This is a genomic window from Vibrio sp. 1641, assembly GCF_033339995.1.
Taxonomy (GTDB): domain Bacteria; phylum Pseudomonadota; class Gammaproteobacteria; order Enterobacterales; family Vibrionaceae; genus Vibrio; species Vibrio alginolyticus.
This window is the reverse complement of sequence record NZ_JAWOVP010000002.1, coordinates 289,566-301,187: the sequence shown is the minus strand read 5'-3', so window position 1 is coordinate 301,187 and position 11,622 is coordinate 289,566. Positions and strand designations below refer to the sequence as shown.

Below are 11,622 nucleotides of genomic sequence, written 5' to 3'. Positions count from 1 at the left end.
CTTCCATAAAACGAATTAACTATCGGGGTACTCGGTGAGCAAGTTTCAAGATCTCTCCACTCTAATCCAGCAAATTGGCCAAGCCGAAGAAGCGGATCAAGTCGCAACGCTCAATGAATCTATTGAAGCGGGCCTCGAGCCCGGCGCGGTTGCCCTGATTCTAGAAGCCTTTCCAATCGACGATCGTGTTCGCTTATGGCGAGCTTTACCACTAGAGCTACATATCGACGTGTTAACGGAAATGCGTGCGGACGTACGTTTCTCTATCATCAATGCGTTATCTGAAGTCGAGCTAAAGCTCACTCTCGCTAAACTCGACAACTTGTCGCTCATCGAATGGGCCGATTCGTTGCCAGAGTCGATCATCAACGAAGCGCTCTCGTTGATAGAAAAAGATGAATTGGAACTTTACGATCAAGCAAACGAGTATGCTGATGAAGAACTCGGCCACTGGGCTGAACGTAAGATCATCACCCTGCCCTTCAACATTACGATTGGGACAGCTAAGCAGTTAATGGAGCGCTATAGCTACGACACGCCTCAACAGGTGTATCTGATTAATCGTAATAAACAGTATCGTGGAACGGTCAACTACTTCGATATCTTACGTGGTGACCCCGATACTCGCTTAAAAACACTCGTTATTGAGGCTGTGACGGTTCTAGACAGTAAAATGATGCTTCCTGAAGCGGTAGAGGCATTAGAACACAGCACACTGCCCGCTCTCCCTGTAACTGATGCAGACCAAACACTGATCGGTGAAGTCGATTGGCAGTTTGCATTGAGTACACAGCGTGAAATCTACGAAGCACGTTTGATGGCCGGTACAGGTATGGATGAAGGCGATGACTTGTTTGCGCCAGTATTAAAAAGCTCGCAAAAGCGCGGTGTTTGGTTAGGCATCAATTTGCTTACTGCGATTTTGGCGTCTGTCACTATCGGACTATTTGAAGATGTAATTGCGCAGGTGGTGGCTTTGGCGGTGCTCATGCCAATTGTTGCATCCATGGGGGGCATTGCTGGCAGCCAAACGCTCACTCTAATGATTCGTGCGATGGCGCTTAATCAGATCACCCCAGGTAACCGTTTCAAGCTATTGAAAAATGAGTTGGGTATTGGCTCTCTGAACGGCATTGCTTGGGCGTTAATCATCGGCGGGCTCGCCGGATTGTGGTTTCAATCTCCGGTTCTAGGTGGGACCATCGCGCTGGCCATTATCGTCAATATTATTACCGCAGCTTTATTTGGTGTGCTGATTCCCATCATTCTGGATAAGTTTAAATTGGACCCCGCTTTGGCTGGCTCGGTGATTCTAACAACAGTGACAGATGTAGTTGGTTTTTTCGCCTTTTTAGGAACGGCGAGTTTAGTCATGCTTTAAAAGGTTCATTGTTTATTAATCAATCATTAGCATAATAGAGTCAAATTGCATAACGCAGTTGCAAATTGCAAACACACTCAAACTTTAAGCAACGCATGTCACAGAAACTACGTATTTTAGGGCATATTAAAGTTGGCACAGTAACTGCATTATATAAATCGACCCTTCTTAAGCCGAGGGTCACCTAGCCAACTGACGTTGTTAGTGAACTTGATTTTGTTCACATGTATATAAGCCAATCGCACTCTTTGCGGTTGGCTATTTTTTTATGTGGCTATTGCCCTCTTATCCTCTGACCGAGCTCGGTTGTACTTTTCTTACCCACAACAGATTGTTTACTGTTTATAAAATTCAAATATTCGCTCACTAAACCATTAGAAATGCCAGCTTCAACAAAAATAAATCACCTACATAAAATAAAACCAAGAAAACACACCCAAGAAAAGAACAAATAACGTCCAAACCAAAAACCTCATCATGAAATCGTTTTCTTTTCATAGAAATCGACTGAACAATCCAGAGTTATAGATAAATTTAATCCATAAAAACAAATAGCAATTCAAAACATTCATTTCACATGGAAAACCTGTCTATAAATCATAGAAAATACGTAAAATCAAAATTTCCACCTTTAGAATTTAAAAATCAAACCATTGTTATTAAAAGAAAAAATACACATCAAAAACAAAGCAAACGTTTAAATTGCAATTTTATCATTGACTATTAAATTTACATCACGATAATACGCGCCGTTTGCCTGAAAATCAGGTGCTATAATTTAATATTTCAATGTGCGGAGGTAATAATGGCTGGAGACAATAACTACAGTCTTGGACCAGTTCCTAACACGGCCAGAAAAGGCGTGGCGTCACTTACAATGGTGATGTTAGGACTCACTTTTTTCTCCGCAAGTATGTGGACTGGGGGTTCTCTCGGTACTGGGCTCTCCTTTAATGATTTTTTCCTCGCTGTTCTCATCGGTAACCTAATCCTCGGTATTTACACTTCTTTCCTCGGTTACATCGGCGCTTCTACTGGTCTCTCTACTCACCTTCTTGCTCGTTTCTCTTTTGGTTCTAAAGGCTCTTGGCTTCCTTCTGCTCTTCTTGGCGGTACTCAAGTTGGGTGGTTTGGAGTTGGTGTCGCGATGTTTGCGATTCCGGTGCACAAAGCAACGGGCATCGATACCAATACTTTGATCCTCGTCTCCGGTTTGCTCATGACCGCGACCGTTTACTTTGGCATCTCCGCACTGATGGTGTTGTCAGCAATTGCCGTTCCTGCCATTGCGCTACTTGGCGGCTACTCTGTCATCGAGGCAGTAAATAGTGTTGGCGGTATAAGCGAACTACAACAGGTTCAACCAACCGAGCCACTCGATTTTTCAATAGCTCTCGCGATGGTTGTCGGCTCTTTTGTCAGTGCTGGTACATTAACGGCGGATTTCGTACGCTTTGGTAAAAAGCCGCGCAGCGCCGTGATGATCACCATGGTGGCATTTTTCATCGGTAACTCGTTAATGTTTATCTTTGGCGCGGCAGGTGCGTCGGTGACGGGTCAATCAGACATCTCTGAAGTGATGATCGCGCAAGGTCTTCTTATTCCAGCTATCATCGTTCTTGGCTTGAACATCTGGACGACCAACGACAACGCGCTCTACGCATCGGGTCTTGGATTTTCCAACATCACAGGCTTACCAAGTAAATACATCTCAATGGCGAACGGTCTTGTTGGCACACTTTGCGCTCTCTGGCTCTACAATAACTTTGTTGGCTGGCTGACCTTCTTATCTTTGGCAATTCCACCGATTGGCGGTGTGATCATCGCTGACTTCTTCACGAACCGTAAACGCTACGCAAACTTTGAAGCCACCCAATTCCAAAACGTTAACTGGGCTGGCATTATCGCTGTCGTGATTGGCGTTGGTGCAGGACACTTCCTGCCTGGCGTAGTGCCGATTAACGCTGTACTTGGCGGCGCAATTAGCTTCCTGATTCTTAATCCTATTCTTAACAAAAAAGCACTGGCTACACAGCCAGCGTAAGGAACCATCATGACAACACTACTGATCAAAAACGTAATGCTAAAAGGACAAGAAGGTCTGCAGCAAATTTTGATTGAAGATGGTCAATTCAAGCGCATTGAAAGCAACGATGTGGAGCTTAGTCATAACGGTGACATCATCGATGCTGAAGGCGGTATGGCGGTTGCGCCTTTCTGCGAGCCACACATTCACTTAGATACAACTCAAACCGCAGGCGAGCCAAACTGGAACATCTCTGGCACATTGTTTGAGGGTATTGAACGTTGGGCTGAGCGCAAAGAAATGCTGTCGATTGAAGACGTGAAAGCGCGCGCAAAACAAACCTTAAAATGGCAGATAGCAAACGGCGTACAACACGTTCGTACCCACGTCGATGTTTCAGACCCTACCCTAATTGCCCTAAAAGCGATGATAGAAGTGCGTGAAGAGATGAAAGAATGGGTAGATATCCAAATCGTCGCCTTCCCGCAGGAAGGAATTCTCTCTTACCCAAATGGCAAAGAGCTGCTAGAAGAAGCCGTCAAATTAGGTGCGGACGTGATTGGCGCGATTCCACACTTTGAATTCACACGCGAATATGGCATTGAATCGCTGCACTACGTATTCGAGTTAGCGCAAAAATACGACCGCCTGATCGACGTGCATTGTGATGAAATCGATGACGAACAATCTCGCTTCGTTGAAACACTGGCAGCATTAGCGCACAAGTCTGATATGGGGAATAAAGTCACGGCCAGTCACACAACAGCGATGGGTTCCTACAACGGTGCATACGCATCTCGCCTGTTCCGTTTATTACGCATGTCCGGTATCAACTTCGTGGCAAATCCATTGGTGAACATTCACTTACAAGGCCGTTTTGATGATTACCCAAAACGTCGCGGCGTAACACGAGTGAAAGAGATGCTGAATGCCAACATCAACGTCTGCTTTGGACACGATGATGTATTTGACCCTTGGTACCCACTAGGCACTGCAAACATGCTGCAAGTGCTGCATATGGGTCTGCACGTGTGCCAGGTGATGGGTTACGACCAAATCAACAACTCACTGGATCTGATCAGCACCAATTCAGCACGTACACTGAACATTCAAGATAAGCACGGCATTGAAGAAGACAAACCTGGTAGTTTACTGATTCTTCCCGCAGAAAATGGTTTTGACGCAGTACGTCGCCAAGTGCCGGTTCGTTACTCTGTTCGTCACGGTAAAGTGATTGCAGAAACACAGCCTGCGACAACTCATATTCATCTTGAACAAGCAGAGCAAGTAACGTTCAAACGCTAAAAAGATCGGCGAAAAGAGCAAGGCCTGACGACATCGTCAGGCCTTTTTTCTACTGGTAAACATCACTGCTCGCTCTGTCTATTCTTGTCTCATAAACCACTGAACACATTGAAAGGCCATATAAAACGGCTCAGTACCAAACGTTGCACAAGGTTCTGGTGGCTGAATCTCAATTACACCATCGCACTTGGAAATTATTCTAAGCGTTGGGCATACTTCTGACTTCATTTTAGTTGTAGATATGAACCATGACGTCATTAAGCCAGATAGAACCGCAATTTTTGGAATTTATGCAGCAAGAGATGCAAGTAGATGCAGCTCATGATCTTAAACACGTAAAACGCGTGGTCAAAACAGCGAAACAGCTCTGCAAAGAAGAAAATGCAGACATCGCGATTGTATTACCGGCTGCCTATTTGCATGATTGCTTTACTTACCCGAAAGATCACCCAAATCGCAAAGAGAGCTCAATCATCGCAGCCAAAAAAGCGGTCGCATTTTTAGAGAGTATCGATTATCCGCAGCAATATCATGATGCCATTGCTCATGCGATAGAGGCACACAGCTTTAGCGCAAACATCAGGCCAAATACGTTGGAAGCCAAAATCGTCCAAGATGCCGACCGTCTGGACGCTTTAGGCGCAATTGGCGTGACGCGATGCATTCAAGTCAGCACTCAATTTAACGCGCAACTTTACAACGACAGCGATATATTTGCCGAAGAACGTGAACTTAACGATAAACAATTCACTCTGGATCACTTTCAGACCAAGTTATTCAAAATCGCTGAAACCATGAACACAGAGTCAGCAAGACGCGAAGCGCAAAAACGCAAAACCTTTATGCAAACGTACCTAGAGCAGTTACACGACGAGGTAACAGCGTAAATGTCAGAAAGCTATACGTTAATTAAAGAGCTTAAACGCCAACTAAAGTTAGCTGGGCTGCATTATGCCGATGTTGCACAACACCTTGATTTAAGTGAAGGAAGCGTCAAACGTTTACTCGCTGAAGGTCAGCACATTAGCCTTGAGCGCTTAGAACGAATTTGCCAATTGATTGGTTTAGAAATGGCGGAACTATTTAAGCTCGCGGCTGCGCACAATAAAGGTTTAGAGTCGCTAACGTTAGAGCAAGAAAAGCAGCTGGTTGACGATAAAGCCCTGCTGCTCGTGGCGATCTGTGTTGTAAATGGCTATCAGTTTGAACAAATCGTTCAGCAATATACCTTCAATGAGTTGGAACTGGTGCAAAAGCTTGCTCATTTGGATCGGCTGAACATCATCGACTTGCAGCCAAATAACAAAATTCGTTTGCGTATATCTCCGACATTTAAGTGGCAGATGGGCGGCCCTATTCAACGGTTCTTCCAACAGCAAGTTCAAGACGCCTTTTTCCAAAGCTACTTTTCTGGTGAAGATGAAAAGTTCTCCATGGCAACAGGATTGATGAGTGTACCAACCAACAAGAAGCTACAACAGAAACTGCAAAAGGTCATCGATGAGTTTTATCAGGCTTGCCAAAGTGATAGCTCTCTCGATATGGACGAAAAGCACGGCACCTCTGTGATTATTGCGATGCGTCGTTGGACGTTCCCTCTGTTTGAACCATGGGAAAGAAAACCTACGCAGAAGTCTCGCAATTAGTAACTCAATAAACAAATGGAAATAAAAGTAACGAATTTCGTTACTTTTGGTGGCATACAACGTCACTTGAAAGAGAAAGCTGGTTTAATCGTTCATTGAGCATAAAGTGCTCCCATCTCATTCGACTTTGTTTAATCGGGGCCCGTATGTTTTTCTCAAAACGCTTTTTTCCTTACTTTGTGACACAATGCCTTGGCGCACTCAATGACAACATCTACAAAAACGTTCTGTTATTGATGGTGACATACAGCCAAATTGATAACCTACCAATATCCGTCAATCTATTCGTTAATTTGGCGGCCGGCTTATTCATCCTACCTTTCTTTCTATTCTCAGCGCATGCTGGTGCCGTCGCTGACAGCATGGACAAAGCCAAATTAATCCGACATCTAAAGCTCATCGAGCTGGCTATCATGTCTTGCGCAGCAACCGCTATTGCCACCCAAAGTGCCATGCTGATGCTGGTTCTGCTGTTTATGACAGGCACTCAATCGGCCTATTTTGGCCCCGTGAAATACGCCTTACTACCACAAGCGCTCAAACCAAATGAGCTTGTTAAAGGAAATGCTTGGGTTGAAATGGGCACGTTTCTTTCGATTCTTATAGGTACGCTTAGCGCAGGCCTGCTGCTAGCCATTCCTAATGGTACCTTGATTGCTTCTTGTACCGTGATTGCCTTGTCTTTGCTTGGGTTCATGAGCAGCGTGAATATTCCAGCGATGCCTAGCCAATCAAATGACAAAGCGAAATTTGAACCGATTTCTGGTTTAAAGAACACGTTAAAAGTGGCAAAAAAGCAGAGAGGCATCTGGATGTCTATTCTTGCCATCAGTTGGTTCTGGTTCATGGGTGCGACTTACCTAACTCAATTCCCTAACTTCGCACGCGAACATTTGTTCGCAGATAGCACTGTCGTTTCTTTACTGTTGGCATTGTTTTCCATTGGTATCGCGACAGGCTCTTGGTTGTGTGAAAAGCTCTCTTTCAACCACGTTGAGCTTGGTATTTTGCCATTCGGTATCCTTGGTCTGACAGTCTTTGGCGTCGACTTGCTATGGGCAGTCCCAAGTTATCCATCACTTCCGGTGCACTTTTATGATGTTCAAAGCTTCGTTGCTGAATCAAAACATCTACGCGTCATGATTGACCTGTTCCTTGTTGGTGTAAGCGGCGGTGTCTTTATTGTTCCTCTTTATGCGTTCATCCAATCGCGTTCAAACAAAGGGGAGTGTGCACGTGCCATTGCTGCTAACAACATCATGAATGCGTTGTTTATGGTGGTGTCTGCTTTGGTTTCGATCGTTGTACTCAGCGTACTAGAGCTTTCTATTGTGGAACTGTTTGTCATGATGGCAATAGGTAACTTCTTCGTGGCAATCTATGTCTATCGTCAAGTACCGGAATTCACACAACGCTTTATCAGTTATTTACTCAGCCATTGTATGTATCGTGTGTCCGTAAAGGGGCGCCAACATATTCCTGAACAAGGTGCTGCGTTAATCGTGGCTAACCATGTTAGCTATGTCGATGCATTGATTTTGATGGGAACCTCTACTCGCCCGGTTCGTTTTGTGATGGACAAATCCATCAGCGAGCTACCTGTTCTTAAATATGTATTCCGTCATGCCGGTGTTATCCCGATCTGTTCTCCACGTAAGTGTGCCGACACTTACCGACGAGCATTTGAACAGATTGAACAAGCACTTAACGACGGTGAGGTTGTCTGTATCTTCCCTGAGGGTCGTTTAACGTCTAACGGTCAATTGGGTGAGTTTCGCCCTGGTGTAGAGAAAATCCTTGAACGTAACCCTGTTCCTGTCATCCCTATGGCGTTAAAAGGGCTTTGGGGTTCTTTTTTCAGCCACAAAGGCGGACATGCTCTCACAAAACGACCGACTCGTTTTTGGTCAAAAGTGGATGTTGTTATCGGTGAAGTGTTAAGTCCTGCGTCTTTAAATCGTCATCAATTGCAACAACAAGTACAGGATTTACTGGGCTGAGTCGCTTGCTACAGCAGTCAAACTTTGCAGCAAAACGTAAATATGCACCACAAAGCACAAGTAGTTTCTTGTCAATTAGAGTAGGATATCTACGACGTCATAAATCTAGGAGGTATTATGAAAATCATCATCTTACATGGTCTTTATATGCATGGGCTGGTCATGCAGCCTCTTAGCCAAAAGCTGAGAAAACTCGGATACGAAACGCAAGTACTCAGCTATAACACCGTTGCTATCGATGAGTCTTCACTGTTTGATTCTATTGATCATTCGCTTAATCCACTGACCACAAACGTGCTCGTGGGACACAGCTTGGGAGGCTTGATGATTAAGCGCTATCTCGCCAACAGAAAACCGAGCACTAACTTAATCTCTCATGTTGTCGCTATCGGTTCGCCTCTGAAAGGCGCGTCCATTGTAGGTCGAATTCAAGATCTCGGATTGGGTGCAATTTTAGGCAATTCGCCACACCACGGATTAAACAAACATGATGACGCTTGGGATTTCCCTCAAAAACTCGGCAGTATCGCAGGAACGATGCCGATTGGCGCTCGCCCATTGTTGATCCGTAATGACAACACCATGTCGGACGGTACCGTTACCGTAGAAGAGACAAGACTGGACGGTATGCAAGATCATATCGAAGTGAAGCAAACGCATACGAGCCTGATTTACAACACCTTCGTGCCGCAGCAGATTGATCACTTTATTCGCACAGATTATTTCCGTCGATAGCACACTTTTCCATCATACAGATGGAATCGACTTTCCAAGCTATTCAGTTCGCAGTACTATCCTAGCTCCACTTCTTCACAACTTAGATGAAGTGGTACATTTTTAATTGTTCTCAGGGCGGGGCGAAATTCCCCACCGGCGGTATACTTTTTCAAGTGAGCCCGCGAGCGCTCGATTCGTCGAGGTCAGCAGATCTGGTGAGATGCCAGAGCCGACGGTTATAGTCCGGATGAAAGAGAATAAGAATACACCAGCATAGCGAGTCAGATCGCTAAGAATGCTGGTGCACTTCTTTTTGATCGTATTTTACGGCGATCTCTCATACCGCCCTGATTCTGGTGAAATTTAGGAGTTAACCATGAATCAGTCATCACTACTTGCCGAATTCGGCGACCCAATTACTCGCGTTGAAAACGCACTTATCGCTTTAAAAGAAGGCCGTGGCGTACTGCTTCTTGATGATGAAGATCGCGAAAACGAAGGCGATATCATTTATTCAGTCGAGCACCTCACTAACGAGCAAATGGCATTGATGATCCGCGAATGTAGCGGCATCGTTTGTTTGTGCTTAACAGATGCTCAAGCAGACAAACTGGAACTGCCTCCTATGGTGGTAAACAACAACAGCGCAAACCAAACCGCATTTACGGTTTCTATTGAAGCGAAAGTTGGTGTAACAACGGGTGTTTCAGCAGCAGACCGCGTAACGACCATTAAAACGGCGGCAAACCCGCACGCAAAACCGGAAGATCTTGCTCGCCCGGGTCACGTATTCCCTCTGCGCGCACGTCCAGGTGGTGTAATGACTCGCCGTGGTCACACAGAAGGTACGATTGATCTGATGCAAATGGCAGGGCTTCAGCCCGCTGGCGTACTGTGTGAAGTGACCAATCCAGATGGCACGATGGCAAAGGCACCGGAGATCGTAGCATTCGGTCGCCTGCACAACATGCCGGTACTGACGATTGAAGATATGGTAATGTACCTGAACCAGTTCGAGTTGAAACTGGCATAGTCAGATCTCAGCTCTTGAAAAAGCCGCGCATTTGTGCGGCTTTTTTGATCGATCCTCTTTGCACTTAAGTAGTTATACTTATTGAAAACAAGGGGAACAACACCATGAAAGGATTACTGAACTTCGCCGCTCTCGTTAGCTTTCTCTCCATGAATTCGCTTGCTCTTGCATCTGAGTGCCCTGATATTCTCCAAGGTAAGCAAAGGTTGTTAAACTCAACGGAAGAAGTCGATCTATGCGAAAGCTTTAAGGGAAAGACGCTTCTGGTCGTCAATACAGCAAGCCAGTGCGGCTTCACTCCTCAGTTCGAACAGTTAGAAACCCTCTATCAAACTTACAAAGACCAAAACTTCACCGTTATCGGTTTCCCGAGCAATGACTTTCGACAAGATAGAGGAAGCGAAACAAACACAGCGAAAGTCTGTTATCTCGATTACGGGGTCACCTTTCCAATGATGGCTCGCTCTTCAGTATTAGGTGTAGATGCGAACCCAGTCTTCAACCAAATTACCAACCAAGCAGGCATAAAACCAAAATGGAACTTCTACAAGTTTCTAATTAGCTCTGAAGGTAAAGTTATTGCTACTTTTCCAAGCTCCACATCACCGACAAGTACTACGCTTACCAATATGATAGAGCAACAATTATAAGGTGACGACCATGACAACACGCTCAACCATGCTACAACTCGGTTACTTAGGCCTGGTTCCATTTGTGTTTAGTTTAGGGCTGATTTTCACTGACATCTCACTCTTCAATTTAAGTGGTCAGCAATTTTTCATCGCATATAGCGCCGTTATATTAAGTTTTTTATCCGGCATCCTTTGGGGTAATGGCATTGAGCATTACTACCATCGCCTTAGCCGAAATATATTAATTCTCAGCAACCTTTTTGTCTTACTGGCTTGGGGCGCATTACTGCAGGGCCACAAACATTACGCAGTCGCAACCCTACTCTTAGCAATTGGGTACCTTGCTGTTTGGTATGCAGAAAAGCTCGTGAGGAAAGTCGAACAAGACGCCGAGCCCAAGGGATATCAAGGAATGAGGAGCAAACTGACCTTCGGCGTAATCGTAATGCACGGATTGGCTTTAGTTTCATAACCTGGTCTGTCCAGTACTAAGATCACAAAAAAACGTCTTTTTATAAAACAATGTTCATTTCGTGAATGCACACATATTTTGAACACTGTTTCGTTTCATTTATGAATCAATCCACATATAAGTAATTCAAAGCATTCACAAAGGATATGAATATGTTTTTTCGCAAACTTTTGTTTAGCACTGCGATGATCAATGCAACGACAGGTTGCGTGTCTTACCAGGCACAACAAGCCGCCGCTCAAACAGTAAATAATACAGGTGCCGTGCTTACCAATGTGATTAAAACCACGATTGCTCAGCCATGTAATGTTGCAATCACTGCTGCTAGCTTGTTTTATCCGCATGCCATATTTATGACTAGTGTTCCGACTCAAGCATGTACAAGCGTTCTTAGATAATACGAGTGTGAT

At 44.8% G+C, this 11,622-nt stretch carries 11 protein-coding genes and 1 riboswitch; all 11 genes read left to right on the top strand.

Going from position 1 to position 11,622, the window contains the following annotated elements; translation table 11 throughout:
- The first annotated feature begins 34 nt into the window (after nucleotides 1–34).
- The 11 genes from R7Z47_RS05410 (at nucleotide 35) to R7Z47_RS05360 (ending at nucleotide 11,610) form a co-directional block, all read left to right on the top strand.
- Nucleotides 35–1,381: a magnesium transporter gene (locus tag R7Z47_RS05410; RefSeq protein ID WP_005373641.1), complete on the top strand. Its 1,347-nt coding sequence runs from the start codon at nucleotides 35–37 to the stop codon at nucleotides 1,379–1,381.
- A gap of 805 nt (nucleotides 1,382–2,186) precedes the next feature.
- Nucleotides 2,187–3,425, top strand: coding sequence for a cytosine permease (gene codB, locus R7Z47_RS05405; protein WP_258631836.1), 1,239 nt, complete (start codon nucleotides 2,187–2,189; stop codon nucleotides 3,423–3,425).
- A gap of 9 nt (nucleotides 3,426–3,434) precedes the next feature.
- A complete protein-coding gene (locus R7Z47_RS05400; protein ID WP_258631834.1) occupies nucleotides 3,435–4,712 on the top strand; it encodes a cytosine deaminase in 1,278 nt (425 codons plus the stop codon).
- A 248-nt stretch (nucleotides 4,713–4,960) separates the two neighbouring features.
- The gene (locus R7Z47_RS05395) at nucleotides 4,961–5,599 is read left to right on the top strand and encodes an HD domain-containing protein (RefSeq protein ID WP_017819864.1); all 639 of its coding nucleotides are present in this window, start codon (nucleotides 4,961–4,963) and stop codon (nucleotides 5,597–5,599) included.
- Nucleotides 5,600–6,358, top strand: a complete 759-nt coding sequence (locus R7Z47_RS05390; RefSeq protein WP_225496424.1) for a helix-turn-helix domain-containing protein — start codon at nucleotides 5,600–5,602, stop codon at nucleotides 6,356–6,358. It begins immediately after the preceding gene.
- A gap of 146 nt (nucleotides 6,359–6,504) precedes the next feature.
- Nucleotides 6,505–8,358 (top strand): MFS transporter, encoded by a 1,854-nt coding sequence (locus R7Z47_RS05385; protein WP_262606692.1) that lies wholly within the window; start codon nucleotides 6,505–6,507, stop codon nucleotides 8,356–8,358.
- 117 nt (nucleotides 8,359–8,475) lie between these two features.
- Nucleotides 8,476–9,093: a hypothetical protein gene (locus R7Z47_RS05380; RefSeq protein ID WP_005373653.1), complete on the top strand. Its 618-nt coding sequence runs from the start codon at nucleotides 8,476–8,478 to the stop codon at nucleotides 9,091–9,093.
- Nucleotides 9,094–9,197: 104 nt separating this feature from the next.
- Nucleotides 9,198–9,338: riboswitch (FMN riboswitch) on the top strand.
- A gap of 113 nt (nucleotides 9,339–9,451) precedes the next feature.
- Nucleotides 9,452–10,108, top strand: a complete 657-nt coding sequence (ribB, locus tag R7Z47_RS05375) for a 3,4-dihydroxy-2-butanone-4-phosphate synthase (RefSeq protein WP_005373655.1) — start codon at nucleotides 9,452–9,454, stop codon at nucleotides 10,106–10,108.
- 104 nt (nucleotides 10,109–10,212) lie between these two features.
- A complete protein-coding gene (locus R7Z47_RS05370; protein WP_025767949.1) occupies nucleotides 10,213–10,758 on the top strand; it encodes a glutathione peroxidase in 546 nt (181 codons plus the stop codon).
- 10 nt (nucleotides 10,759–10,768) lie between these two features.
- Nucleotides 10,769–11,212, top strand: coding sequence for a DUF3429 domain-containing protein (locus R7Z47_RS05365; protein WP_005396352.1), 444 nt, complete (start codon nucleotides 10,769–10,771; stop codon nucleotides 11,210–11,212).
- 152 nt (nucleotides 11,213–11,364) lie between these two features.
- Nucleotides 11,365–11,610, top strand: a complete 246-nt coding sequence (locus R7Z47_RS05360) for a hypothetical protein (protein WP_005373664.1) — start codon at nucleotides 11,365–11,367, stop codon at nucleotides 11,608–11,610.
- Nucleotides 11,611–11,622 lie beyond the last annotated feature (12 nt).

What these genes read in the sequence shown, in the direction of transcription:
- codB (WP_258631836.1), top strand. Translation starts at nt 2,187, where the DNA reads ATGGCTGGAGACAATAACTACAGTCTTGGACCAGTTCCTAACACGGCC.
- R7Z47_RS05400 (WP_258631834.1), top strand. Translation starts at nt 3,435, where the DNA reads ATGACAACACTACTGATCAAAAACGTAATGCTAAAAGGACAAGAAGGT.
- R7Z47_RS05395 (WP_017819864.1), top strand. Translation starts at nt 4,961, where the DNA reads ATGACGTCATTAAGCCAGATAGAACCGCAATTTTTGGAATTTATGCAG.
- R7Z47_RS05390 (WP_225496424.1), top strand. Translation starts at nt 5,600, where the DNA reads ATGTCAGAAAGCTATACGTTAATTAAAGAGCTTAAACGCCAACTAAAG.
- R7Z47_RS05385 (WP_262606692.1), top strand. Translation starts at nt 6,505, where the DNA reads ATGTTTTTCTCAAAACGCTTTTTTCCTTACTTTGTGACACAATGCCTT.
- R7Z47_RS05380 (WP_005373653.1), top strand. Translation starts at nt 8,476, where the DNA reads ATGAAAATCATCATCTTACATGGTCTTTATATGCATGGGCTGGTCATG.
- ribB (WP_005373655.1), top strand. Translation starts at nt 9,452, where the DNA reads ATGAATCAGTCATCACTACTTGCCGAATTCGGCGACCCAATTACTCGC.
- R7Z47_RS05370 (WP_025767949.1), top strand. Translation starts at nt 10,213, where the DNA reads ATGAAAGGATTACTGAACTTCGCCGCTCTCGTTAGCTTTCTCTCCATG.
- R7Z47_RS05365 (WP_005396352.1), top strand. Translation starts at nt 10,769, where the DNA reads ATGACAACACGCTCAACCATGCTACAACTCGGTTACTTAGGCCTGGTT.
- R7Z47_RS05360 (WP_005373664.1), top strand. Translation starts at nt 11,365, where the DNA reads ATGTTTTTTCGCAAACTTTTGTTTAGCACTGCGATGATCAATGCAACG.